This window comes from Pseudomonas sp. LY-1 (genome assembly GCF_053502595.1).
This window is the reverse complement of sequence record NZ_CP094353.1, coordinates 2,311,247-2,335,901: the sequence shown is the minus strand read 5'-3', so window position 1 is coordinate 2,335,901 and position 24,655 is coordinate 2,311,247. Positions and strand designations below refer to the sequence as shown.

Here is a 24,655-nt window from a genome sequence, read left to right as displayed (position 1 = left end):
AGCCTCTTAGAAAACGTTCCAGGTGTAGGTGACGTAGACGCGGTTCTCGCTGAAGTCATGACCGAAGTCGCGCTGCTGCACCAGATAGTTCTTCCACTCCACGCCTACGCCTTTTAGCAGCCCCTCCTGCACCACGTATTTCACGGCGAGGTCGCGCTCATTCTCTGCGCCATCCGGGCGACCGGCCTGGGCGATGTCGCTGCCCTTGATGAAACGGCTACTGAAGGCCAGGCCCGGCAAGCCCAGCCCGGCGAAGTTGTAGCCGTAGCCGAGCCCCCAAGAGCGTTCTTGTGGACGCATGAATGGCTGGTTGGCCCAGTTCAGCAGGTAGAACTGCGGGATGTAGCCGTTGGGCGTCGGGAAAATGCTTTCGCCGAACATGCGCTGATAGACGATGCTCGCCTTGTGTCCCCCCTTAGTCAGAGTGAAGCCGCCGGAGAATGCGCGGTTATCGATCTTACCGTTCAACGCGTCACCGTCTTCCTTGTTGTTGAAGTAACGCGCATCGGTACGCAGACGGAAGTCACCACCTAAGTCGACAGTGTGGGCGAAGCCGACGTAGTGCTGTTTGTAGATGTCATGCATCACGCCATAGAAGTAGCTGGCCTGGAAGTTCTTGGTAACGTTCCAAGTCGCACCGCCGAAGTCCAGGCCTTTGTCGCTATCGAGGTTGTCGGTGGAGCCGTACTTGTAGAACTTTTCGTGGTTGGACGATTCGCGAGTAACCGCTGACCAGAAACGTCCACCGGTGAGGGTAAGACCGTCGATTTCCTTGGACTCGACCACAGCCCCCTGGAAGATCGTGTCAAGCTGACGGCTCGGGTCGTGCCAGGCGACTGGCAATTCTGGTCGCATATCACCGACCTTCAGTTCGGTCCTGGAGTACTTCATCTTTAATGTGGCACCCGCGCGGCCGTAGTTATCCGAGGCGCGGCCGCTGCTGGAGTCCATAGGCAAAGAGCCGTCGTCGCCATGGGAATCCAGGCGAATAGCGTACTGGGCATCCACGTCCATACCGAACTGGATCGGCGTATTGGTATAGCCAGACGTAAATTGCAGGTCGAAGCCCTGGGACCAGTTGCCGACCTTGGACTGGACAGCGTCGCTGGTGGTGAAGTCACGGTCCAGATAGAGATTCTTCATGTCCACCTTCAGGTGGCTGTCGTCGACCAGGTCTGCCTGTGCGGCTATCGGTGCAATGCCCCCACCGATAAAGCACAGACTTTTAAACACGCATGCAAGTGATGATTTTTGGAACATGTGACGCTCCTTTTTTTATCCGGCGAGCCGGGTGTTGTGGTGTGAGCAGATCAACAAAAATCGATAACTTGGCAGTCAATTCACGGGGTGCTCTGAACGGCACAGTTATCCGCGAAGCAGGCAACAAGAGCCCTTCCCCGGCACGCAAGCGTCGGGGGTTTTATAGGTTTGGAAGATTTTTAAGTTACGACCAATACAGCGTCAGGACAGCGCCTTGGATACGTCACAGAGCTTGTGATATGCCCGGTTGAAGTACACCAATCCCTCTTCAGCACTGCCCTCTTTGATACGCAGAACTTCGCAGTAAAAAATGCTGTGCGAACCCACTTCATGAACTTGAGCGATGCGGCAATCGAAGTTGACCAGAGCCTCCTCCATCACCGGCGAACCACTTTCCAGGGACGTCCAGGCGGTCGAGGAAAATCGCTGATCGGAGCCAAGCTCGCGATTGGCGAATACGCCCGAAATGTCCTTCAGGTCTGCACTCAGTACATTCACGCAAAGCACACCGTTGTGCTTGAAGTGCGCGTTAGAAGAGGACGCGCGGTTCATACACACCAGCAGAGTGGGTGGTGAATCGGTAACACTGCACACCGCCGAAGCAGTGAAGCCAAAACGTCCTGCGGGGCCATCGGTGGTGATCACCGAAACGGCGCCTCCGAGTCGGGACATGGCATTGCGGAATCCGCTTACATCGACCATCGCTTTACCTCCTCAGATATCCAGAACCAGCTTTTTCGATTTGGCGCGAGAACAGCAGATCAAGATCTGGTCGTTGGCCTGCTTCTCATCGTCTGTGAGGTACACGTCGCGATGATCCGGCTCGCCTTCAAGCACATCACATAGACAAGTACCGCAGATGCCCTGCTCGCAGGAGATCTCGATCTGGATGCCGACGTCCGCCAGCGCCGCGAGGATCGTCTGCCCCTCGGCGACCTGCACCGTCTTGCCGCTGCGCGCGGCGACCACCTCGAAGCTGGCACCGCTGTTGTCCACTTCAATCTGGAAGTATTCACGGTGGATATGGTCATCGGCATAGCCATGCTTCACCGACTCACCGATCACCCAGTCCATGAATCCGGACGGGCCGCAGGTATAGACATGTACGCCGCTCTCGGCCTGGCCGAGCACGCGGTCCATGTCGAGCTTCTGCGCGGGTGCCTCATCGTCGAAATGGGTGTGAACGCGCTCGGCGAAAGCGGCGCTCTGCAACTCGTCGAGAAAAGCACTGCGGCTGCGCGAACGGCCACAGTAATGCAGTTCAAAATCCTCGCCTTTGGCATGCAGCGCATAGGCCATGGCGATCATCGGGGTGATGCCGATGCCGCCACCGATAAGGATTGAGCGGCGCGCCTCGCTTGCCAGAGGAAACAGGTTGCGCGGCGCACTGATCTGCACCTCTGCCCCTTCTAGCAACGTGTCGTACACACTCGTGGAACCGCCGCGCGAGGCGGGGTCCCTGAGCACGCCGAGGCGGTATACAGCGCTGTCCGCCGGGTCGCTGCACAGCGAGTACTGGCGCACCAGGCCGGGGGCGATGTGGATATCCACATGGGCACCGGCTTCAAAGGCCGGCAGCTTGGCGCCACCCACCGGAATCAGGTCAAGAACGACGACACCGTCGCCCTGGAGCTGGCGCTTGCGCACCTGCACCGTCAAGAGCTCTTCAATCATCTCGGGCTCACCCGCATTGGACGTCAAGGTAAGAACGCGGCCGCTGGTTCGGCCGTCGCATTATGTTTTCGTTGAAACTCAGCGCATGAACAAACCACCATTCACGTCCCAGGTTGCCCCGGTAGTGAAATAGGCTTCCGGCCGTGCCAGTTGCACGATCAGGTCGCCGATAAAATCCGCATTCCCCAGGCGCCCCACCGGAATATTGGCGAGCATTCCTCCCATGCGCTCCGGCGATACCACTGCATGCACCATGGGCGAGTCGATCGGCCCTGGCGCAACGGCATTGACCGTCACACCGCTTGCGGCCAACTCTTTGGCGAAAATCTTGGTCAGGGTGACGATGGCGCCTTTCGATGCGGCGTAGTGCGCGCCGGTAGCGGTGCCACCGTTCTGCCCAGCCAGCGAAGCCATGTTGACGATGCGCCCGTAGCCGACCGCCGCCATGTGCGTGCCAAATACCTGGCAGCCGACAAAGATGCTTCTGGTGTTGAGGCTCATAACGCTGTCGAACTCTTCCGGGCTGATCTGCATGACCGGCGTGGTCATGGTCATTGCCGCATTGTTTACCAGTACCTGTAGAGCACCGAAGCGTTCCAGAGTAACGGCCAGTGCGGCCTCGAAATCGGCCTTGTTGGTAACGTCCAGTTTGAGCGCCAACACCCGCTCACCACTGGCATCCAGTGCCTCGGCAGCCGCCTGGGCGCGTTCCAGGGAAAGGTCGCTGATAACCACTGTGTAGCCAGCGGCGAACAGCCGGGCGGCAATGGCGTAGCCCAATCCTTGGGCTGCACCAGTGACCAGTGCGATCTGCTTCATAGCCGGACCCTCAAAGGATGTAGCCGATACCCGCGAGGGTATCGTCGGAATTGATCAGCCGGATCAGCTTGCGCTGGATCTTGAAGCTCTCGCCGCTGCGTTGCAGTTCGTACACCGTGTCCGAGCTGTAGTGCTTGAGCACGTCCTTGCGGAACTCGCGCAGGTTTTGCGCACAGCGCACAGTTACAAACTCGCCGTCATTGAACAGGACGCGAAAACGCGAAATGGTGCGTACAGTACGCGGTCGCGGAGTCGTCGAGATCGACTCACCACCGATCAGCCGCTGCACCCGCAGCTCACGCATGTGCGCGTCGTCATAGGCGTAGTTCAGGCTGTTCTCGAAATCCTCCTCGCACGGGTCGATGGGGATGATGTAAGTGCCCTTCTGCGCCCACAGCGCCAACCAGGCGTCGTATTCGCTGTGATCGAGCATGTCGCCTTCCTGCCAGATAAAGGCGGTGACTTCCTGAAGCAATTGCAGATTCATTTTCGCGTTCTCCGTCGGTCTGGTCGGTCAGGCCGACATCATTTTTTTCCACTGCTGGTACGCTGCGCGCATACCTGTTTCGGCTGACACGTCGCTGATCCGTCCGTCTTCGCTCGGCTTCTCGCCTGGCAGGCCACGGTTGAGCATGATCCATAGATCTTCGCCAGCATTGGCCCCCTTCTGCACACGCTCCCAGGCTTCGGAATCGTCCGGCGTACCGAAGCCCATCGGACCTTGGAAGTGCTCATGCAGACGCAAGCGGTAGCGGTTGGCGGCTGCCGGGCCACCATCCATGGTGATCACCGAGTGATGGATCTCCGTTTCGTTGACCGAGATCGGCTGCAGCACCCGGAAGAACGCCATAGAGCAGGCAACGTTGGGAAACAGATTGAGGTTGAAGCCCGAACCACCGACCGCACGGACGATGCGGCGGACCTGAAGGTCCTCAATACCTTCGTCACGCAACTCCTGGGCCAGGCTTTCAAAGCGGGTCGGAATCGGTGCATCAAGGTTGGCTTCCAGGTCGATCAGGTCAGGGATCATGACCATCACGCTGTGGCCGTTGCCGAGGTCTTCGACATAGCCTGAGCCATCAACGAAATCGAGCATGTCCATGGTCTGCTGATCCACCGAGTGCAGGAACGACTTGTGAACCAGCGGAAAGTGGTAGGCGTCCGTGGTGTTTTCCAGTTGGATCTTCCAGTTGCCCGGGAAGCGGAAGCGGTGTTCGCCCGGCACCTTGATGCCATAGCCAGCACCCTGTTTCATGAACAGATCCATCCATTTTTTAGCTGGACCGAGGAAGTCCACCAGCGGCTCGATGTCGTCCTTGAAGGTGGCAAAGACCATCCCGGCGTAGCTCTCTGTACGCAGGCTGACCAGTGGCAGTTCGCTCTTGTCCAGGCAATCGCCGTAGCTGTCAGGGTGCGGAATGCCGCGCAGAGAGCCGTCCAGGGCGTAGCCCCAACCGTGATAGGGGCAGACGAAGCTGTTGGTCTTGCCCTTCTTGTGCTCGCAAACAGTGGCACCACGGTGGCGGCAGCGGTTGAGCAGGACATGGATCTGCTTCTTGCGATCACGCACGGCGATCACCGGCTGCTTGCCGATATAAGTACTCTTGTAGCTACCAGAGTCAGGGATTTCGCTCTCGTGAGCGACCCATACCCAGGTGCTGTAGAAGATTTTTTCCATCTCGGCATCGAACAGCTTCGCGTCGGTGTACAGCGAGGTGTGTACGCGGTCCGCCTGCACCCGTTCGGCGGGATCACATTCGAGGTTCACGACATCGATCATGTTATTCACAGTTGGCTCCTGGTCGGTTTGTTTGGCCGACTTTAAAAAGTCTTGGTTCATTCAGCCGAGGGTCGGCTTGGAACGGGCAAGGCCGCCTCGCTGTTCCAGGCATCCACCGGACGACTGAACAGGTTCTCGGTCTGGAAATGTGCCATGCGCCATTGCCCGTTTTCCTCGGCGAAACGCACGGTCAGCCGCGCGGCATTGAGGTGCGAAGCGCCACTGGCGAAGGTTGAGGTCTGCAACATCACCCAACTGCCCGATGCGCCGTCGGTGCCGACCTCGATCAGTTCGCTGGTGAGGAAGTGCACGTTGAGGGCGAAGTGCGCCGGGGTCTGCATGTAGGTGGAGAACATCGCGCCGATCTCCTCACGCCCACGATAGCCGCCGAAGCTGTTGGCGTACTTGGCGCCCTTGCCTTCCCAGACCGCATCGATCGTGAACAGGCCAGCCAGCTCAGTCAGTTGCGTGCTTGCGTCGAGGGCATCGCATAGCACCATGTAGCGATTCATACAGGCGCGTATGGCGTGCTCGGCCTCGAAGCGCTTGAGACGCGCTTCGAGATTGGCGATTAGGGCTTCGTTCAACATGTCAATCACGCGCGCTGGATGATCAGTTCGCGGCCAGTGCGGGCCTCGACCTTGGCATAACGCCACAGTTTGTAGGTGCCTTCGCCCACCGGTGTGGTTCGGAACAGGTTGCAGGCCGCGTGTACAGTCTCAATGTCCGGCACATCGGCCAGCAGGTAAGTGGTCCAGGGGTATCCGCTGGATGGCCCGACCATGCTTTGGTCATCGTCCATGTTGCCGAACACCGTCACTCCAGGCAGATCGTGAATGCCGTTCCACATGGCACTGAACGCTCCCCATACTTCCAGTTGCTCCTCGCGCGGCGCATCGAAGAAGTTCTGGTTGATGCCCATGCAGAACAGCACGCGCAGTGGTTTTTTCTCACTCATGATTGGCTCCAGATAAGGGTCAGAGATAGCCCGGCAAGGGCTGCTTGCCGAAGAAGACGGCGCCGGCATTCTGGTAGGTAATGTCGCCCATGAAGGCATGCTGGGTGACCACCTGCGCATCGTTCACGCAGCGTGCCAACGGGCTGCTGTTGTAGACGCCGGTCATGCCCGACAGCATCTGCGCGGTGCGCGCCACCTCGGCGGCGACGCGGGTAGCGTGGGTCGAAGACAGACGTAGCAGGTTGGTTTTCTCGACCGACAGCGAGTCACCCCGCAACACCGTTTGCCAGGCGTCCTCGATGGATTCGAAGAAGAAAGCTCTAGCCGCACGCAGCGCAGCCTCAGCCTTAGCGATCTCAACCTGGGCCAGTGGCCTGTCGGCCACAGCCGGCGCACCGGTTACCGAGATGCGCCCAGCGGCCATATCGCGGAGCTCGTCCAAGGCAGCCCGGGCAACGCCAAGACCGACGACGGAAAGGACCTGGGTGGCGAACGACAGCGAGGGGTAACGGAAGAACGGCTCGTCAAGATTGGCCGCGCCACCGCGCACGAACGTCCACTCCTCTGATACGACCACATCCTCGACCACCAGGTCATGACTACCGGTACCGAGCAAGCCGACGGTGTCCCAAGTCTGCTCGATACGCACCTTGCTTTGTGGCATTACCGCAAGGCGCGGCAAGTCCAGCTTGTCACCGTTTTTTGGTGCGATACCGACGCCCACCAGTGAAGCCCCCATGCAGCCGCTGGAGTACTTCCAGCGGCCGTTGACCTTGAAGCCACCTGGCACGGCCTCGGCTGGTTGCGGCGGGAAAATGCCACCGGCGAAGACTACGTCGGGGCCATTTGCATAGACCTGCCGAATGGTATCCAAAGGCAGCGACGCCAGGTAGACCGGGCTCATACCGAAGCTGGCGACCCAGCCAGCAGAACCGTCTGCCCTGGAAATCTCTTCGACCATGGCACAGAACTCGCCTGGCGAGCACTGGTCACCACCGAAGCGGCGGGGCACCAGAGCACGGTAAACCCCCAGCGTCTTGAAGGCGTCAATCACGTCTTGGGCGATATAGCCAAGGCGGTCGAATTCGCCACTACGGGCGCGTTTTTTGATATCGACCAACAATGCCGAAAAGGCCTGATTGTCGGTAATGGCGGCAGACGGCGTATTGCCGACCAGGGTGAGCGAAGTCATGACAGGATCCACGATCAGAGAAGGTTGGAATCGAGACGCCGCAACAACTCGCCAGCGACCGCCAAAAGCAGTTCGTCAGCGCCTTTGGCGGCGATAAGTTGCAGGCCGACCGGCAAACCGGATTCCCCTTCAAAGGGAATGCTCAGAGCCGGATGACCAGAAAGATTGAAAGGCCTCACGAACGCGGTCATCCCCAGCACCGCACGGGTGTCTGCCGCGTCCTCGAGACGCAATGGGTAGTCAGGCATAGTCGGCAAGACCAAAACCGGAAAACGCTCAAGGGCGGCATCTACCTCGGCGGTAAACGTGGTGCGCACTCGTTCGGCGGCGGCCAGCGCGTCATCGCTGGTCTGCCCGGCTGCCTGCAAGCGACCGGCGACATCCGGGGCGACCAAGCCGGTATCGAGTAGATGCCCGCAGGCATTCCAGGTCTCGCGGTTGATCACCACCATGCCGGCATCATAGGCAGCCTGCATGCTATTGAGCTGTACATTGCCGAGCGTCAGGTTGGTGGCATGAAGCACGGCGTCGATAGCGCGCTGCACCTCACTCGATGCCTGCACCGAGACCACACCGAGACAAATGTCTGCGACTTCCGGTAATGGCTTGAACGAAGGATCAATGATGCGCATCGACTCAATCAGCAGGGACAAGCGGCTCGCGAAGGGGCCGACGCAATCCAGGCTGCTCTGCGCGGGCATCACCCCCCGACGATCAATGCGGCCGAACGTAGGCTTAAAGCCGAACACACCGCAACAGCACGCAGGAATGCGCACAGACCCACCGGTATCGGTGCCCAAGGAAAAATCACAGAGCCCAGCAGCGACGGCCGCCGCCGAGCCACTGGAGGAGCCGCCAGGAATACGTCCGGGATATCGCGGATTCTCGGCAGTACCGGCGTAATGGTTGATGCCGGTAGTGCCATAGGCAAGCTCATGCAGAACGGTCTTGCCGACAACCTGGCAATCACCATCAAACAGGGCATCGACCACGGCGGCGTTCTGCGTGGCTGGACCGACATCCTGTAGCGCCCTACTGGACGCGCGGGTCGGATAGCCAGAAATATCGATGGTGTCCTTCACCATCACCTTCAGGCCAGTACCCCCTACCTTCATTTGCTCGATCACCATTGTCATACCGTCTACCTTCTCGAACGTTGTTGGCGTGGCGAGCACGAGGCCGCCGATTCGCTAAATCTAAAATCGCCATAATTACGTGAATTGTCAATTGAATTGTACTTAATAATATCGATCGGATTTGGTGCGAATTTCCATGAATCGCACCAGTAACGTGCAGATTGGTAACGCTTTATCAAAGGTTCACCCCATCATCGATAAATAAAAATAAATTCATATAAAACAATAAGTTATACATACAAATCCGAGTCAACAGCAATCAGACAAGTGTTACCAGGTTGATTTTTGAACAGAAAAAAGGCTCAAGAAAACACCTGTCGAAAAAAAATATTCGTCATTTTAAATCTTAAAAAACCACGCTCTTTGCCTACATTTTTATCCATAAAAAGCAGAAAAAAAATCACTTAAATCGCTGTTTTTACTGACGATGCGACTGACCAACGACGATTGCCGATCGCCGGCTTTTTTAGTCGAGAGGGGAGATGAGCGAGGTGTGCGCACTGCTGGTGCAGCTCAAGTTCTGGCATGCAATCTGCAAATTCGTCGCTAGCACGCCGACCGCTGTCAGGCGGTGATGCTTTCGCCGGTGAATATCACCAAGCGCATTACGAGAGGCTATGCGGATACCCCATAGGTACCGCAACTCAGCCCGCTTATTAGCCTTGCACCCTGGAGCACGACATGCTGTTCAAGAAAGCTGTGTCCACCCTGATGTTAAGTGCGCTCTGCGCGTCGATGGCGGCTCAGGCAGATGTGAAAGTCGGTGTCGTCACCTCTTCGACCGGGCCTATCGCACTGGTCGGTATCCCTCAGAAGAACAGCGTGGCGCTCATGCCGAAGAAAGTCGGCGACCAGAACATCACCTACATTTCGCTGGACGACGGTAGCGACCCGACGGCCTCGGTGAAGGCGTTCAAGAAACTGATCGACGAAGAACATGTCGACGCAATCATCGGCCCAAGTGGCTCGCCCAATGCCATGGGGGTGATTCAATTTGCTGCCGAGTCGGGCACGCCAATGCTCGCCCCAACCGGAAGCGCCGCCGTGGTACTACCGATGACGGAGCAAAAAAAATGGGTATTCAAGACCACCCAGAACGATGACCTGATCGCCCAAGCGCTGGTCGAGCACATGGTCAAGACCGGCGTAAAGACACTCGGCCTGATCGGCACCGCCGACCCCTATGGTGAGAACTGGGGCAAAGTCATGACGGCCCTGGCCGAAAAGAACGGGATAAAAATCGTCGCCAACGAGCGCTTCCAGCGTCAGGACACATCCACCACCGGCCAGAGCCTGAAGATCCTCATGGCCAAACCGGACGCCGTACTGGTCGCCGCACCGGGTAGCTCGGCAGTGCTGCCGCAGACCACCCTGTTCGACCAGGGTTACAAGGGCCAGGTCTACCAGACCCATGGCGCGGCTCTCCCGCCGTTCCTGCAACTGGGCGGGCGCAAGGTCGAAGGCACCATCCTTGCAGCCAGCCTGATGCTGGTGATTGACGAAGTACCGGACGATCACCCATCCAAGAGTGTGGCGCGCAAATACATCGATGATTACACCCAGCTAAATGGCAGCGCGCCAGCGACATTCGGCGCCAATGTCTACGATGCCGGTTTGCTGCTGGAGCACGCCATTCCCACCGCGTTGCAAAAAGGCAAACCAGGTACCGCCGAGTTCCGTTCGGCACTGCGCGATGCACTGGAACAGACCCATGAGCTGGCTGCGACCCAGGGCGTGTACAACATGAGTCCTGAAGATCACAGCGGTTTCGACAAACGCGGCCGCGAGCTGATCACCGTCAAGGACGGTAAATGGGTGCTGCTCAAGTAACACAGCAGCCACGCCTTAGCCGGTGCCTGGCACCGACCGTACGTTAGACGCCAGACCACTACCTGCCTTCTTGGCCGGTAGTCGCTGCGCGCGATACGAATCCTGTCATCGAAGGATATTGCCTCCATGAATTTTCAGATAGCCATGCTGCTGGGTCAGGATGGCGTGACCAATGGTGCGATCTACGCACTGTTGGCGCTTTCCATTCTCCTGGTCTTTACCGTGACACGGATTCTTTTGATCCCTCTGGGTGAGTTTGTCACCTTCGGCGCTCTGACCATGGCGGCTCTGCAAGCTGGCCAGCCAACCCGACTGGTCTGGCTGCTGCTCGCCCTGACAGTCATCGACTGCACCTTGGATCTGCTCGGCACATTGCACAAAGGCCACGGCTTTCGTTTACCCAAATACCTGCCGATAAAGCTCGCCTACGCCGTGGCCATGGTGTTGCTGGTACAGAATCTACTACTGGCAAACCTGCCCATGGCGATCCAGGCCCTGCTGACCCTGGCCCTGCTGGTGCCAATGGGCCCACAGATGTATCGCTTGTTCTTCCAGCCAATCGCCGGCGCCCACTCGCTGGTGCTGCTGATCGTCTCGATTGCCGTGCATGTGGCCATGGTCGGGGTCGGCCTGCTGCTGTTCGGCCCCGATGGCGCACGCACTCGACCGTTCTCCGAAACAGGGTTGGAGCTCGGCCCAGTGACACTGAATAGCCAGACACTGTGGGTGATCGTTGTCTCGCTGGGCTTGATCGTCGGCCTGTTCCTGTTCTTTGAACGCAGCCTGTATGGCAAGGCGCTACGCGCCACTGCGGTGAACCGCATGGGGGCACGGCTGATGGGCATATCGCCGAGCCTGGCGGGCAAGACGACCTTTGCTCTGGCCGCCTTTCTCTGCACCCTCTCGGGAATTCTCATCGCCCCAATCACCACCCTGTATTTCGACTCCGGCTTCATCATCAGCCTGAAAGGTTTCGTTGGCGCCATCATCGGCGGCCTGGTCAGCTACCCCATCGCCGCCCTAGGCGCGCTGGCAGTTGGTCTGGTGGAGGCCTTCTCGATGTTCTGGGCCAGTAACTACAAAGAGATCATCGTGTTCACCCTGATCATCCCGTTCCTGCTCTGGCGCTCACTGACTAGCCGTCATGTGGAGGAAGAAGAATGAAACCGCGCCTCCTCGTCACCCTGCTGGTCGTCATCGTCGGCGTCGCGCCGCTGCTACTGCCGTCCTTCCAGATTACCCTGCTCAACTACATAGGCCTGTATACCCTGGTGGTGCTGGGCCTCGTCCTGCTCACGGGGGTCGGTGGCATGACCAGCTTCGGCCAGGCCGCGTTCGTTGGCCTCGGGGCGTATACCAGCGCCTATCTGACCACCGCCGAGCAACTGCCCGTCTGGCTCGCCTGGACCGCCGGTTCACCCTGGCTGTCATTACTGGTGGGCATCGCCCTCACTGTCTGTGTAGCCGTGCTGCTCGGTGCCCTGACCCTGAAGCTGTCCGGACACTATCTGCCGCTGGGCACCATCGCCTGGGGCATTTCGCTCTATTACCTGTTCGGCACCCTGGATGGGCTGGGCGGCCAGAGCGGCATCGCCGATCTGCCGTCGATCTCATTGTTCGGTCTGACGCTGGATAAGGGCGAGAAGATCTATTACCTGATCTGGGCGGTGCTGCTGGTCGCCATCCTGATCACCCGTAACCTGCTCAACTCCCGCGAAGGCCGAGCCATCCGCGCGCTCAAGGGCGGCCAGGTGATGGCCGAGTCGATGGGCGTGAATACCTTTCGCTCCAAGCTGGTGGTGTTCCTCATCTCCGCGCTGTTCGCCACCGTCTCGGGCTGGCTCTACGCACATACCCAGCGTTTCGTGAACCCGACGCCGTTTGGACTGAACATGGGCATCGACTACCTGTTCATGGCACTGATCGGCGGTGTGGCCAGCGTTTGGGGCGCCCTGCTCGGTGCCGGTATCCTGACCATGCTCAAGCAGTGGCTGCAGGACTGGCTACCGACGCTGATGGGCAGCCAGGGCAACTACGAAACGATCGTTTTCGGCCTGCTTATCGTGTTGCTCATGCAGCGTGCTCCGGGCGGCCTGTGGCCACTGCTGGTGCGCTTGGTTCCAGCCCGTTGGCGCCACGACCACAACGCGCCCAGAGCAGATGACCTGCCGAGCGGCCTGCCGCGCCGGGACCTGCCAGATAGCGGCCAACTTATCCTCGAAGCACGTAACGTGACCAAACGCTTCGGTGGCCTGGTTGCCAACAACCAGATGAACCTATCGATCCGCGCCGGAGAAATCCTCGCGCTGATCGGCCCCAACGGCGCGGGCAAGAGCACCATGTTCAACCAGCTCTCCGGGGTAGACACCCCCACCGAGGGTGAGGTGTTGTTCCTTGGCGAGAAGATCAACGGCATTCCCTCGCGACGTATCGCCCACATGGGCATGAGCCGCACCTTCCAGCACGTGAAGCTGCTATCAACCATGAGTGTGCTGGAGAACGTAGCCATCGGCGCCCACCTGCGTGGCGACAAGGGCATCGTATCGTCGCTGCTGCACATGGAGCGCGCCGAAGAAGCCGACTTGCTGCGTGAGGCCCGGCGCCAACTGGAGCGGGTTGGCCTCGGCGACTACCTCTATGAAGAAGCTGGCAGCCTCGCCCTTGGCCAGCAACGCATCCTGGAAATCGCTCGCGCGCTGTGTGCTGACCCATGCCTGCTGCTCCTCGACGAGCCCGCCGCCGGCCTGCGTCACAAAGAGAAGGAAGCCCTCGGCAACCTGCTGCGCAAGCTGCGTGACGAAGGCATGGCAATACTGCTGGTGGAACATGACATGGACTTTGTCATGGGCCTGGTGGACCGCATCACGGTCATGGAATTCGGCCAGAAAATTGCCGAAGGCCTGCCAGATGACGTGCAAAAAAACCCGGCGGTGCTCGAAGCCTATCTCGGCGGAGCGGAGTGAAGACCATGAGTAATCAACCTCGTAACATCCTGCTCGAAATAAAAAACCTGAGCGTGGCCTATGGCAAGGTCGAGGCGCTAAGCAATGCCAGCCTGACCGTCGGCGAAGGCCAGATCGTCACCGTGATCGGTCCCAACGGCGCCGGCAAGACCACCCTGCTCTCGGCGATCATGGGCGTGCTTGGCTCCAAGGGCCAAGTCAACTTCGACGGAACCCTGGAAGCCGTACCGGAAGTCGAGGTGCTGGTCGGGCGCGGTTTGGGCCTGGTGCCGGAAAAGCGCGAACTGTTCGGCAGCATGAGCGTCGAGGACAACCTGCGCCTCGGCGGCTTTATGCGCTACCGCAAAGGCGATAAGTACCTCGACGGCACCCTTCAGGAAGTCTACAGCCTGTTCCCGCGCCTGTTTGAACGCCGCAAGCAAGAGTCGTCGACCCTTTCCGGCGGCGAGCGACAGATGCTCGCCGTAGGCCGTGCGCTGATGGCCAAGCCCAAGCTGCTGATGCTCGACGAGCCGAGCCTGGGCCTGGCGCCGCTGATCACTCGAGAGATCTTCCGCATCATCGCCGACCTGCGGCGCCAGGGTGTGTCGATCTTGCTGGTGGAGCAGAACGCCCGCGCGGCGTTGCGTGTTGCCGACTACGCCTACGTGCTGGAAACCGGGCAGATCGTCATGCAGGGCCCGGCCGCCGAACTGGCCGATGACCCGCGGGTGATTGAGGCCTACCTAGGCCTGGCCAGCAAGCACCAGGAAATGCTCGCGACTTGATCCACCATGCGCCCGTCTCGCGGGCGCAACCTATTTGCAAGGAGAAAGCCCCATGGCTCGCTCGATCCCTTCACGCCTGTGCATTGTTGGCGCCGGTGCCATTGGCTGCACCCTGGCGGCGCGCCTGGCGGCCACAGGTCAACCAGTGAATATGTTCGCCCGTGGCAACACACTCACCGCGCTAAACGAAAACGGCGTACGCCTGACCGACCTGGATGGCGAACATAACGCCCCGGTAAACGCCAGCGACGACTGTGTCCTGCTCGGCGAGCAGGACGTGGTTTTCCTGTGCGTCAAGGCACAATCTTTACCCACGCTGGTCCCCCATCTGGCACCGTTGATCGGCCCACATACAACCGTGGTTCCGGTCGTGAACGGCGTGCCATGGTGGTACTTCCACGGCGAGTCCGGAAATATGGCTGGTCAACCTATACAGGCGGTTGATCCAGACGGAACCCTGCTGGCATCTCTCGATCCGGCACATATCCTCGGGTGCGTAGTATTCATAACTGCAGAAACGATAAGCCCAGGACAGGCACGCTCACACAATCCGCACCTGATGATTCTTGGCGAGCCAAATAACCGCAAGAGCCAACGACTCGAAACGATCCGTCAACTGATCGAAGACGCGGGTATAGAAGCCAGAGCAAGTGATCGTATCCGAGACTCGCTGTGGACCAAAATCCTCGCCAATCTGACCTCCAACCCCCTGTCGGTAATCACTGGGGCAACACTCGAAGAGCTCTATAGCGAGCCCGAGTTAACCCCTCTGGTGGGGAAAATACTTCATGAAGGGCTACTCACTGCCGCAGCTTATGGCGCACGCATTGATTTCGACCCACCAACATTCATGAAACTTGGTGCAGGCATGGGCGCAGTCAAAACTTCGATGCTGCAGGACTATCAGCATGGGCGCGCTCTGGAACTCGCCGCTATCGGTGACGCGGTAGTCGAACTTGCAGAGCACCACGGCCTCGGCGTACCCACCACTCGCGACATTCTTTCGCTAGCGCGCTTTTTAACTCGGCACCCTTCACGCAGCAGCACTGACATCGTTTCGGTCATCGCGCCCACATCTACCCCATCACAGGAAAGGAAAAAACCATGACCTCCCTGCTTACCCAAAAAATCGATTCACCCTGCGCCTGGCGTGGCGAAGATTTGGTGAAAGACCCTGAGCAAGCCTGGATATATCACCTATCCCCTGACACGCTCGCTGTGCTTGATCGCGCCATGGTGCAGGTTAGAGATCGTGGCCTAAAGGCTCCGAACTTCATACGTGAGGATTTCTTGATACCAGAGCTGGATAAGGAGATCCAAAACCTTGCGAACGAATTGGAGAATGGCCGCGGTTTTCTTCTCCTTCGTGGCCTGCCAGCCGAGCTCTACGGCGAAGAGGAAATGGCAATCATCTATTACGGCCTGGGCCTGCACATGGGGACTCCTGTGACTCAGAATCCACGCGCCGACCTGCTGGGCGTGGTGACCGCCATAGGCAACTCCAAAGAGAAAACTACTCGTGTCTACGAAACTAACGCCTACTTGCCCTACCACACAGATCTGTCCGATGTAGTTGGACTCCTGTCCATACGCAAGGCCAAGCAAGGCGGACTCAGCAGCCTGGTCAGCGCTGCGACCGTCTACAACGAGATCCTGGAGAGGAACCCCCACTATCTGGCGTTGCTCTATCGCCCACTATATTTCGCACACTTGGGTAATGACCTACCGGTCCCCTCTCCGATTTTCAGCTACCACGAGGATAAGCTCAGCTGTCGTTACCTTCGTGCCTATATCGAACTCGGCCACGAACAGAGCAACGTCAAGCTCTGCCAGGTAGAAGTCCAGGCGTTGGATTTGATCGACGCCATCATTCATGACCCAGCGATCCGTCTGGACATGATGCTGGAACCCGGCGACATGCAGTTCGCCAACAATTACGCCGTGATGCATTCGCGTAGCAACTTTGAGGATCACGACGATCCAGACCTCAAACGCCGCCTACTGCGCCTGTGGCTGAAGATGCCCAATGCACGCGTACTCGCACCGGAGTTTCCCGGCCGAAACGGGTTCCATGACAACCTGCGCCTGGCTCCTTGCGCCTGACATAACGCCATCGTGCCTGACAGGTGCGTCCTACCGCCCTAGAGAAACCACCATGACCGCAATGATCCAAACCCTCAAGCCCGAAACCTGTAGCGACGAAGAATGGGCGCTGCGCATCAAGCTCGCCCACTGCTACCACCTGGTCGATTACTTCGGCTGGACCGAGACCATCTTCAATCACATTTCCGCACGCCTGTCTGGCCCGGCCCACCATTACCTGGTCAACCCGTTCGGCCTGAACTACAGCGAAGTCACTCCAGCCAACCTGCTCAAGGTCGACCTGCACGGTAATAAGCTCGACGAGTCACCCTACGACGGCAACCCCGCAGGCTTCGCTCTGCACAGTGCCGTGCATGGCGCGCGCGACGATATCCAGTGCCTCCTACACACCCACACCACGCCGATCTCCGCCGTGGTGCAGAAAAAGCGCGGCTTCACCCATGACGACTTCTACGGCGCGCAACTTTACGGCCGCATCGGTTACCACACCTTTGAAGGCATCACGCTGTTTGAAGACGAGAAGACCCGGATGATCGAAAGCCTGGGCGACAAGCACATCCTGGTGCTGCGCAACCACGGTATCGCAGTGGGCGAAAGCAGCATCGAGAAAGCCTTCTTCCTGCTCTGGACGGTGCAACGCGCGGCCGAGAACCAGTGTGCCGCCGGCGCCCTGGGCGGCGAAGACAACCCGCTCGAAGCCGGTATTGCCGAGAGGTGCGCGGACCTCACCGCCATGCTGATCCGCGAGAGTGGCTTCGCCACCAAGTTCTACGACGCCATGGTGCGCAAGATGCGCGCCGAGCGCGTGCTGCCCTGGTAACCGCGAGGAGTCGTGCAATGAATGCTGCCATCCACCCCAACCTCCCGCACTTCGATGAACCGCCGATATCGCGCCTCGATCCAAAAGGCGTGCTGCTCAGTTGCAATGCGGCCTACCTGCGAATGTGCGGCCTGCGCGAAGACGAACTGATCGGCAAACCCCACGAGCAGATCAATGACCCGCGCATGCCCGCAGTGGTCATCGACAGCATGTGGCGTGCGCTGCGTGCCGGCGTACCTTGGACTGGCCCCGTGATGGGGCGTCACAGGCAGGGCGGGCATTACTGGCACACGCTCTATGTCGTGCCGCTGTTCGATGGCGGAGAACTCTCGGCGCTCGGCACCGTCTACCAGCCGATCAGCCGTGAAGAAATACTCGCAGCCAGTACGCTCTATGCCCGCCTCGACCGTGGTCAATCGCCGTGGGCGCCAGGCCAGCGTTCCACTGCGTTGCTCGCCAGTCATGGCCTTCAACTGAGTCTTGGCCTGCTCGCTCTGGGCGCAATCATCACCGCGCAACTGCCCTTGGCCACAGGTTTGCTGGCCCTCTTCGCGCTGCTGCTGGCCGGGCTGCAACCAGCCCTGCGCCAGCGCCGACTGACCCGCAAAATCCTTGGCCAGTACCGGGAAATATACAGCGAGCCGCTACTGGCGCCGCTGCATAGCGGCCACGCCGACAGCAGCGCCCTGCTAGCGATGGCCCTGAACAGCCAGCGCGCGCGGATGACTACGGTGATGTCACGCATCAGCATCAACAGCGAGGTTCTGCGCCAGCAGGCACATACTTCAGCCGAAGTGGTGGAGAACACCGCCGAACAACTGAACAGGCAGGTACGCGAGACCGAACAGACCGCCGCGGCCATCAACCAGATGAGCGCCACCATCCAGGAGCTTTCACGCAACCTGCAGAGCACCGCCCAGGCCGCGCAGAACGCCAACCAGTTGGCCTACGACGGTGAACGCCTGTCGGACGACAGCCAGAACTCCACTCAGACCATGCGCTCTTCGGTGGAAGAGATCGGCAGCGCCGTCGGCAACCTGGCCGATGCTATCGAGTCGATCGGCGGCATCGCCAGCGTGATCCAGAGCATCGCCGAACAAACCAATCTGCTGGCCCTCAATGCCGCTATCGAAGCCGCCCGCGCCGGCGAATCCGGCCGGGGCTTCGCCGTGGTTGCCGACGAAGTACGCAGCCTCGCCTCACGCACACGTGACTCGACTCATGAAATCCAGCGCTCTATCGAAAGCCTGCGTAGCGGAAGCGGCAACGCGCTGACCACCGCGAAACGTGGCGAGCAGGCCGCGCTGCGCGCCAGTGCCGATGTGCAGCAAACCCGCCAGGCACTGGTGCGTATCTGCGAGGAAGTCGGCCAGATCAGCAGCATGAACCAGCAGATGGCAGCGGCCATTGAGCAGCAGGGCCAGGTCGCCGAGCAGATCAACCAGCAGATCACCGAGATTGCCGGCCTCACAGAGCGCACCAGTCAGCAGGCAGGACGCACCACCGAGATCAGCCAGACCCTGCACCAATTGGCCGAATCGCAACTGAGTCTTGCGCAGCGTTTCATCAAGGGCTGAGATTCGTACAACCGGATGATCGGTAAAACCTGGCAAGCACGTACAACAACCTGGCCACCAGGATCAATTTCCTGTCGCTGGTAAAGGCTTGAATAGAGCCTCATAAAAATCCCTTCGGGACATTAGCGAGGCCCCCCCATGTCCACTCAGGAATACGATTACATCGTGATAGGCGCCGGCTCGGCAGGCTGCGTGGTTGCAGCCCGGCTGATCCAGCAGAATGCCGGCAGCGTGCTACTGCTTGAGGCCGGAGGCAAGGACAGCAGCCCCTTCCATACCATGCCCGCCACCGTGGTACAGGTTTTCCAGCAGAAGTCCTGGCCGTACATGACCGTGCCGCAGAAACACTGCAACGACCGCGAAATGATCATTGCCCAGGGCAAGGTGCTCGGCGGCGGTAGCTCGGTCAACGGGATGATCTACATCCGTGGCCAACACGAGGATTACGACGACTGGGTAAAAGATTGGAACTGCCCGGGCTGGGGTTATCGCGATGTGCTGCCCTACTTCAAGAAAGCCGAAGCCAACGAGAGCCTCAGCGGTGAATTCCACGGACAGCAAGGCCCATTGCCGGTCAGCGAGAACCGCTATCGCCACCCAATGACCATGGCCTTCGTGCGCGCGGGCCAAGAGATGGGCCTGCCCTACGTCAACGATTTCAATGGCGCATCCCAGGAAGGTGTCGGCTTCTACCAGACCACCACGCACAATGGTGCCCGTGCCAGCACCGCGCGTACCTATCTGAAATCGGTACGCGACAACACCAAGCTGACCGTGATCACTGACGCCCTGGCGCACAAGGTGATCGTCGAGAACGCCCGCGCTACCGGAGTGAAGTTCAGCGAGAAGGATGGAGCGCCGATAATCGCCCACGCCCGCAAGGAAGTAATTCTCAGCGCCGGCGCCTTCGGCAGTCCGAAGATTCTCATGCTCTCCGGCATCGGGCCGAAGGAACACCTCGCGGGTCTCGGCATCGAGACCTTGGTCAACCTACCGGTTGGCAAGAACTTTCATGACCACCTTCACCTGTCGCTCAACGCCACCACCCACAAACAGAACAGCATCCTCGGCGAAGACAAGGGCCTGCGCGGCATCAAGCACATGATCCAGTGGCTGGCGTTCCGTAGCGGCCTGCTGACCAGCAATATCCTCGAAGGCGGCGGTTTCGTCGACAGCCAGGGCGTCGGTCGGCCAGACATCCAGTTCATGTTCCTGCCGGTAATGGACAACTTCGACAACACTCCCGGCGAAGCCCCTCCCGCCGCCGAGCATGGCCTCACGGTCAAGGTTGGTCACCTGCGCCCCAAGGCTCGTGGCGACGTGCGCCTGCGCAGCACTGACCCGGCCGACATGCTGCTCATCGACCCCAACTATCTGGGGGACAAAGACGACCTGCAAGGGCAGATACGTGCCGTGCAAGCCGGCCTCAAGCTGATGCAACAACCCGCGTTGAAAAGCCTGATCAAGAAGATCGTCGCGCCCGAGAATATCGACTGGCAGGACACTGCCGGCATCGAGACCTTCATACGCCAGGCGATCAAGACCGTCTACCACCCTGGCGGTACCTGTTGCCTGGGCATTGATCCGGGCAGCTCGGTGGTCGACCTGCAGATGCGCGTACATGGCGTGCCGAACCTGCGAGTGATCGACCTCTCCGTATGCCCGCAGATAGCCAGCGGCAACACCAACGCGCCGGCGATCATGCTTGGCGAACGCGGCGCCGATTTCATTCTCGGCAAGGCACCGCTGACGCTGAGCGCACCACATGAGCAAACGCTGAATCTCGATGCGGTGATTGGCACACCTCAGTCACTCGCCGGCTCCAACCGCTCCTAATCGACCTTTCCCGACCTGGCGCGCATATCGCGCCAGAGCTTTCCTACGCCCTGAAACCGGATCGAGGATCACACCATGCACTTCTTCCCGCAGCGTCATCTGATCAGCGCTATTGCACTTTCCGCACTTGTCCTTGCCCAGAATGCCCACGCCACCGAGGGTGGTGGCGGCGCCTACGCCAATGGCAGCGAAGGTTTCATGACCGGCGCCCTGCCTCCGCCTGGCAACTACCTGATCAGCTACAACACCTATTACACCGCCGACAAGTTTGCCAATACGAACCCGGCGTTCGACCACTTCAAAGTCAGTACCGCCGCTACCATTCTGCGCGCCATCCATGTCACTGATAAGAAGATCCTCGGTGGCAACTGGGCGATGCACGCCTTCCTGGTTGCAGCCGATGTGGACGTCAATATGGGGGCGGGCGGCCGCCAGGATCGCGCCGGCATGGGCGACCTCATCGTCAGTCCACTGGCGGTCGGCTGGCACGCCGGAAACTGGCACTGGATTGCAGCCGTCGACCTGTACCTACCCACCGGCCGCTACGACAAGAAAGAACTGGCCAACATCGGGCGTAACTACGCCACCGTCGAGCCGCTGTTCGCCTTCACCTACCGCAACCCGCAGGGTTATGAGTTCTCGATGAAGACCATGTTTGACCACAACTACGAGAACAACGACACCCAATACCGCTCAGGCAATGAACTCCACGCCGACTTCGTCGCTGCCAAGCACTTCGGCAACTGGGGTGTGGGTATCGGTGGCTACACCTACAAACAGCTCACCGGCGACAGCGGTGACGGTGCGGTATTCGGAGACTTCAAAGGCCGCGCCACTGCACTGGGCCCGCAACTCTCCTACACAACTGCCTCGGGCTTGAACATCCAGGGCCGCTACCAACATGAGTTCGACGTATTGAACCGTCCGGAAGGCGATAAGTTCTGGCTCAACATTGCCATCCCTCTTTGATTTTATCTGCCAGGAGTCACCCCATGAGCGACATTCAATTGCTTCCCCAAGTGCAGGCGTTCCTACAACGCCAGCACGCCCATTTCGTCGATGGTGCTTACCGCTCTAGCGCCTCCGACAAGCGTATCTCGATCATCAATCCGGCCAATGGCGAAGCCATCGCCCAGGTAACCGCCGCTGATGCAGCTGACATCGAAGCGGCCGTCAGTGCAGCACACTGCGCTTTTAAAGGCAGTTGGGCCAAGACCTTGCCCTATCAGCGTGGCGTAATACTCAATCGACTGGCCGATCTGCTCGAAGCCAACAGCGAAGAACTGGCCCAGTTGGAAACCCTCTGCTCAGGCAAATCTATCCACCTATCCCGGATGTTTGAAGTCGGCCAAAGCGCGGTTTTCCTACGCTACTACGCCGGCTGGGCGACCAAGATCAACGGCGAAACGATGTCCCCCTCCTTCCCGTCGATGGCCGGCGAACAGTACACCGCCTTCACCCGTCGTGAGCCAGTGGGCGTGGTGGCCGGTATCGTGCCGTGGAATTTCTCGGTAATGATCGGTGTATGGAAAATCGCTGCCGCTCTGGTCACCGGCTGTACGCTGGTGCTCAAACCCAGTGAATTCACCCCACTGACTTTGCTGCGCCTGGCCGAACTGGCAATGGACGCGGGTGTGCCAGCGGGAGTGTTGAACATCGTCAACGGCACCGGCGAAGTCGGTGCACAACTGGTCAACCACCCGCAGGTAGCCAAGGTTTCGTTCACCGGTTCGGTGCCGACCGGACTCAAGGTCGGCCAGGCCGCAATGGCCGCCAACCTCACCCGAGTGACCCTGGAACTGGGCGGCAAAAATGCTGCGGCGCTGCTGCCTGACGTCGACCTCGATGCTGCCATCGGTGGGCTGATCCAAACCGGTTATGTGCATCAGGGTCAGGTGTGTGCGGCACCAGAACGGCTCTACGTACCGCGTTCACGCCTGGATGAGACCCTGGAGAAATTCAGCGCGGCACTAAAAGGCATGAGCATTGGCTCGCCTCTTGATGAGAGTGTCCAGTTCGGGCCCCTGGCCAATAAGCCGCAGTTCGACAAGATGGTGCAATTCTTCGAGCTGGCACGCCAGGAAAGCCGCATCGTCTGCGGTGGTAATGCGATTGCCCGTCCCGGCTACTTCGTTGAGCCGACCCTGGTACTCGCGGGTAACGCCAAGGATCGCATCCTGCACGAAGAAACGTTCGGCCCGTTAATGTGCGTGCTGCCTTATGACGACGTCGAAGAACTTCCCGGCCTGATGAACGACTCGCCGTTCGGCCTCACCGCAAGCATCTGGACCAACGACCTGTCCAGGGCACTGCGCCTGATCCCCCAGATTGAGGCCGGCACGGTATACATCAACATGCACACCTTCCTCGACCCTTCGGTGCCCTTCGGCGGCATTAAAGCCTCGGGCACGGGCCGCGAATTCGGCAGCGCGTTTATTGACGATTACACCGAACTCAAGTCAGTGATGATCCGCTACTGAATCGCCTCTCGGGCCGGTTTACCGGCCCTGCCCTCCCTGTTCGAAAACTCACAATACTCAACTCGTTTCTGGCACGAGGAATGCTTGAATTTTCCCGTAATTAGTCATATGTGCAAAATCGATCCAATTGCGCACCAAAACTATTAGAAATCCCTTCGAGGTGCCTTGTGAGTGTGCAAAACCGCCACGATTTCGACCACTGGAATCAGGCAGTACATGCCGTGTGTGGCCGTTTTGTCACGCAACGCTGCACTCATGCGGACAATTTCATTGGCAATATCCAGCACCATCAATTGGGTGATCTGAATCTGGCGGATATCCAGGTTAACGCCTTGTCGATCCGCCGCGAACGCGGCAGCGCAAGCCGTGGTGATGATCGCTTCTATTTTTTAGTCCTGCAGCGTGAAGGCAGCATGGCGATCAACCGTAGTGCGCAAACATTCACCTTGCACCCTGGCGACATGGCCCTGCTGGACTCAGCCGAGTCCTTTGAAATGCAACCGAATGGGTTGATCGCGCAACTGTCGATCCACCTCTGCCGTGACGCCGTGGATCGGCTCCTGCCGACACACGCCTGGCGCTTCGGCAAAATCGAACAGAGCGGCCTGAGCGGACGTCTGCTCCACGGCATGTTGCAGCAGATCAGTGACGGGGAAATGAATCTGGGCGCCGGCCAATCTCATGGCGCGGCATTGCAGGACGCCCTGATCAACTTGCTGCAGCCCTCTTTACATCCCGATGATGTACCGAACACCGGCCGCCCCCTACGACGACTCGCTGAGCGAATGATCAACAAAACGCTGCTGGCGCCCCCGACACCAGCCGAACTGGCCGCGATGCTGAACATCTCGGTACGCCAGCTCTACCGCCAGTTTGAACTCGATGGTGACAGCATCGGACGCTACATCCAGCGCCAACGCCTGCACTGCGCCGCCCGAGATTTGGCACAGACCGGTGACAATGCCCTACCCATCACCACCATCGCCTACAAGTGGGGCTTTACCGACTCCGCGCACTTTTCCCGGGTATTCAAGCGCCACTACAGCATGCCGCCCAAGGATTACCGCGCAAACGTCCAAGGCGCAACCAGCGCGCACAATAACCAAGGACACCCTTGAATATTGCCATCATCGCCACCGGGGCCATGGGCTGTTTGTTCGCTTTACCTCCGGTAATTAGCGGCGTGCGGGGCAGCCTGCGTCCTGGTGAACACCAACATCCGCTCAGGCTTCCTTTTTAGCGTGGAAGAAATGAAGTACTGCTTGATGGGACGCGCAGATGCCTTCCCCGAACCGGGTAAGCCCTACCGTATCGAATGGATGCAATTCCAAGGCACCGCGTCAACGGTGCAGTCGATGCTCGCTGGCGCACGCGACTGTTCACCTCAGGCCCCGTCTTCGCTTGATCAGGGCACATTGTCCAGCGAACTGCCGGCTTAGCCAGTGCCCAGCACGTGGCCG

The 24,655-nt window shown here is 59.3% G+C and carries 22 protein-coding genes; 12 read left to right on the top strand and 10 right to left on the bottom strand.

The window, feature by feature from the left end:
- Positions 1-6: 6 nt before the first annotated feature.
- The 10 genes from MOQ67_RS10780 to MOQ67_RS10735 all read right to left on the bottom strand — a co-directional run bounded on the left by MOQ67_RS10780 (position 7) and on the right by MOQ67_RS10735 (position 8,819).
- Positions 7-1,260 (bottom strand): OprD family outer membrane porin, encoded by a 1,254-nt coding sequence (locus tag MOQ67_RS10780; RefSeq protein WP_017846873.1) that lies wholly within the window; start codon positions 1,258-1,260, stop codon positions 7-9.
- A gap of 201 nt (positions 1,261-1,461) precedes the next feature.
- Positions 1,462-1,962 carry a flavin reductase gene (locus tag MOQ67_RS10775; RefSeq protein ID WP_026140007.1) on the bottom strand — a complete coding sequence of 167 codons (501 nt, stop codon included), beginning with the start codon at positions 1,960-1,962 and terminating at the stop codon, positions 1,462-1,464.
- Between the two features lie 12 nt (positions 1,963-1,974).
- Positions 1,975-2,934: a PDR/VanB family oxidoreductase gene (locus tag MOQ67_RS10770; RefSeq protein WP_017846871.1), complete on the bottom strand. Its 960-nt coding sequence runs from the start codon at positions 2,932-2,934 to the stop codon at positions 1,975-1,977.
- A gap of 78 nt (positions 2,935-3,012) precedes the next feature.
- Entirely contained in the window at positions 3,013-3,753 is a 741-nt protein-coding gene (locus MOQ67_RS10765) for an SDR family NAD(P)-dependent oxidoreductase (protein WP_102618357.1), read from the bottom strand.
- Between the two features lie 10 nt (positions 3,754-3,763).
- Positions 3,764-4,240, bottom strand: coding sequence for an aromatic-ring-hydroxylating dioxygenase subunit beta (locus MOQ67_RS10760; protein WP_017846869.1), 477 nt, complete (start codon positions 4,238-4,240; stop codon positions 3,764-3,766).
- Positions 4,241-4,267: 27 nt separating this feature from the next.
- Positions 4,268-5,533 (bottom strand): aromatic ring-hydroxylating oxygenase subunit alpha, encoded by a 1,266-nt coding sequence (locus MOQ67_RS10755; protein ID WP_226926277.1) that lies wholly within the window; start codon positions 5,531-5,533, stop codon positions 4,268-4,270.
- 56 nt (positions 5,534-5,589) lie between these two features.
- Positions 5,590-6,123, bottom strand: a complete 534-nt coding sequence (locus tag MOQ67_RS10750) for a nuclear transport factor 2 family protein (protein WP_169885625.1) — start codon at positions 6,121-6,123, stop codon at positions 5,590-5,592.
- 5 nt (positions 6,124-6,128) lie between these two features.
- Positions 6,129-6,491, bottom strand: a complete 363-nt coding sequence (locus MOQ67_RS10745) for a hypothetical protein (protein WP_017846866.1) — start codon at positions 6,489-6,491, stop codon at positions 6,129-6,131.
- Positions 6,492-6,510: 19 nt separating this feature from the next.
- Positions 6,511-7,683 carry an indole-3-acetate monooxygenase gene (gene iacA / locus MOQ67_RS10740; RefSeq protein WP_017846865.1) on the bottom strand — a complete coding sequence of 391 codons (1,173 nt, stop codon included), beginning with the start codon at positions 7,681-7,683 and terminating at the stop codon, positions 6,511-6,513.
- Between the two features lie 14 nt (positions 7,684-7,697).
- Positions 7,698-8,819 carry an amidase gene (locus MOQ67_RS10735; protein ID WP_026140004.1) on the bottom strand — a complete coding sequence of 374 codons (1,122 nt, stop codon included), beginning with the start codon at positions 8,817-8,819 and terminating at the stop codon, positions 7,698-7,700.
- Between the two features lie 681 nt (positions 8,820-9,500).
- Between MOQ67_RS10735 and MOQ67_RS10730 the strand changes: the two genes are divergently transcribed.
- The 12 genes from MOQ67_RS10730 to feaR all read left to right on the top strand — a co-directional run bounded on the left by MOQ67_RS10730 (position 9,501) and on the right by feaR (position 24,313).
- Positions 9,501-10,649, top strand: coding sequence for an ABC transporter substrate-binding protein (locus MOQ67_RS10730; protein ID WP_017846862.1), 1,149 nt, complete (start codon positions 9,501-9,503; stop codon positions 10,647-10,649).
- A 126-nt stretch (positions 10,650-10,775) separates the two neighbouring features.
- Positions 10,776-11,813 (top strand): branched-chain amino acid ABC transporter permease, encoded by a 1,038-nt coding sequence (locus MOQ67_RS10725; protein ID WP_017846861.1) that lies wholly within the window; start codon positions 10,776-10,778, stop codon positions 11,811-11,813.
- Positions 11,810-13,612 carry a branched-chain amino acid ABC transporter ATP-binding protein/permease gene (locus MOQ67_RS10720; RefSeq protein ID WP_126586951.1) on the top strand — a complete coding sequence of 601 codons (1,803 nt, stop codon included), beginning with the start codon at positions 11,810-11,812 and terminating at the stop codon, positions 13,610-13,612. The genes MOQ67_RS10725 and MOQ67_RS10720 overlap by 4 nt, the downstream gene beginning before the upstream one ends.
- 5 nt (positions 13,613-13,617) lie before the next feature.
- On the top strand, positions 13,618-14,379 hold the full coding sequence (locus MOQ67_RS10715) for an ABC transporter ATP-binding protein (protein WP_017846859.1): 762 nt from the start codon (positions 13,618-13,620) through the stop codon (positions 14,377-14,379).
- A gap of 52 nt (positions 14,380-14,431) precedes the next feature.
- Positions 14,432-15,487, top strand: a complete 1,056-nt coding sequence (locus MOQ67_RS10710) for a ketopantoate reductase family protein (protein WP_079443218.1) — start codon at positions 14,432-14,434, stop codon at positions 15,485-15,487.
- Positions 15,484-16,482: a TauD/TfdA family dioxygenase gene (locus tag MOQ67_RS10705; RefSeq protein WP_198718635.1), complete on the top strand. Its 999-nt coding sequence runs from the start codon at positions 15,484-15,486 to the stop codon at positions 16,480-16,482. Before MOQ67_RS10710 ends, MOQ67_RS10705 begins: the two co-directional genes overlap by 4 nt.
- 52 nt (positions 16,483-16,534) lie before the next feature.
- Positions 16,535-17,302: a class II aldolase/adducin family protein gene (locus tag MOQ67_RS10700; RefSeq protein WP_017846856.1), complete on the top strand. Its 768-nt coding sequence runs from the start codon at positions 16,535-16,537 to the stop codon at positions 17,300-17,302.
- 17 nt (positions 17,303-17,319) lie between these two features.
- Complete coding sequence (locus MOQ67_RS10695; RefSeq protein WP_079443216.1) at positions 17,320-18,879, top strand: methyl-accepting chemotaxis protein; 1,560 nt, start codon at positions 17,320-17,322, stop codon at positions 18,877-18,879.
- Between the two features lie 138 nt (positions 18,880-19,017).
- Positions 19,018-20,715, top strand: a complete 1,698-nt coding sequence (locus MOQ67_RS10690; RefSeq protein ID WP_198718634.1) for a GMC family oxidoreductase — start codon at positions 19,018-19,020, stop codon at positions 20,713-20,715.
- Between the two features lie 75 nt (positions 20,716-20,790).
- Positions 20,791-21,684: a SphA family protein gene (locus MOQ67_RS10685; RefSeq protein WP_017846853.1), complete on the top strand. Its 894-nt coding sequence runs from the start codon at positions 20,791-20,793 to the stop codon at positions 21,682-21,684.
- A 23-nt stretch (positions 21,685-21,707) separates the two neighbouring features.
- Positions 21,708-23,195, top strand: a complete 1,488-nt coding sequence (locus MOQ67_RS10680; protein WP_017846852.1) for an aldehyde dehydrogenase family protein — start codon at positions 21,708-21,710, stop codon at positions 23,193-23,195.
- 167 nt (positions 23,196-23,362) lie between these two features.
- On the top strand, positions 23,363-24,313 hold the full coding sequence (feaR, locus tag MOQ67_RS10675; RefSeq protein ID WP_448675925.1) for a transcriptional regulator FeaR: 951 nt from the start codon (positions 23,363-23,365) through the stop codon (positions 24,311-24,313).
- Positions 24,314-24,655: the final 342 nt, after the last annotated feature.

Coding starts and splice junctions, on each gene's coding strand:
- MOQ67_RS10780 (WP_017846873.1), bottom strand. CDS start 1,260: ATGTTCCAAAAATCATCACTTGCATGCGTGTTTAAAAGTCTGTGCTTT.
- MOQ67_RS10775 (WP_026140007.1), bottom strand. CDS start 1,962: ATGGTCGATGTAAGCGGATTCCGCAATGCCATGTCCCGACTCGGAGGC.
- MOQ67_RS10770 (WP_017846871.1), bottom strand. CDS start 2,934: ATGATTGAAGAGCTCTTGACGGTGCAGGTGCGCAAGCGCCAGCTCCAG.
- MOQ67_RS10765 (WP_102618357.1), bottom strand. CDS start 3,753: ATGAAGCAGATCGCACTGGTCACTGGTGCAGCCCAAGGATTGGGCTAC.
- MOQ67_RS10760 (WP_017846869.1), bottom strand. CDS start 4,240: ATGAATCTGCAATTGCTTCAGGAAGTCACCGCCTTTATCTGGCAGGAA.
- MOQ67_RS10755 (WP_226926277.1), bottom strand. CDS start 5,533: ATGATCGATGTCGTGAACCTCGAATGTGATCCCGCCGAACGGGTGCAG.
- MOQ67_RS10750 (WP_169885625.1), bottom strand. CDS start 6,123: ATGTTGAACGAAGCCCTAATCGCCAATCTCGAAGCGCGTCTCAAGCGC.
- MOQ67_RS10745 (WP_017846866.1), bottom strand. CDS start 6,491: ATGAGTGAGAAAAAACCACTGCGCGTGCTGTTCTGCATGGGCATCAAC.
- iacA (WP_017846865.1), bottom strand. CDS start 7,683: ATGACTTCGCTCACCCTGGTCGGCAATACGCCGTCTGCCGCCATTACC.
- MOQ67_RS10735 (WP_026140004.1), bottom strand. CDS start 8,819: ATGACAATGGTGATCGAGCAAATGAAGGTAGGGGGTACTGGCCTGAAG.
- MOQ67_RS10730 (WP_017846862.1), top strand. CDS start 9,501: ATGCTGTTCAAGAAAGCTGTGTCCACCCTGATGTTAAGTGCGCTCTGC.
- MOQ67_RS10725 (WP_017846861.1), top strand. CDS start 10,776: ATGAATTTTCAGATAGCCATGCTGCTGGGTCAGGATGGCGTGACCAAT.
- MOQ67_RS10720 (WP_126586951.1), top strand. CDS start 11,810: ATGAAACCGCGCCTCCTCGTCACCCTGCTGGTCGTCATCGTCGGCGTC.
- MOQ67_RS10715 (WP_017846859.1), top strand. CDS start 13,618: ATGAGTAATCAACCTCGTAACATCCTGCTCGAAATAAAAAACCTGAGC.
- MOQ67_RS10710 (WP_079443218.1), top strand. CDS start 14,432: ATGGCTCGCTCGATCCCTTCACGCCTGTGCATTGTTGGCGCCGGTGCC.
- MOQ67_RS10705 (WP_198718635.1), top strand. CDS start 15,484: ATGACCTCCCTGCTTACCCAAAAAATCGATTCACCCTGCGCCTGGCGT.
- MOQ67_RS10700 (WP_017846856.1), top strand. CDS start 16,535: ATGACCGCAATGATCCAAACCCTCAAGCCCGAAACCTGTAGCGACGAA.
- MOQ67_RS10695 (WP_079443216.1), top strand. CDS start 17,320: ATGAATGCTGCCATCCACCCCAACCTCCCGCACTTCGATGAACCGCCG.
- MOQ67_RS10690 (WP_198718634.1), top strand. CDS start 19,018: ATGTCCACTCAGGAATACGATTACATCGTGATAGGCGCCGGCTCGGCA.
- MOQ67_RS10685 (WP_017846853.1), top strand. CDS start 20,791: ATGCACTTCTTCCCGCAGCGTCATCTGATCAGCGCTATTGCACTTTCC.
- MOQ67_RS10680 (WP_017846852.1), top strand. CDS start 21,708: ATGAGCGACATTCAATTGCTTCCCCAAGTGCAGGCGTTCCTACAACGC.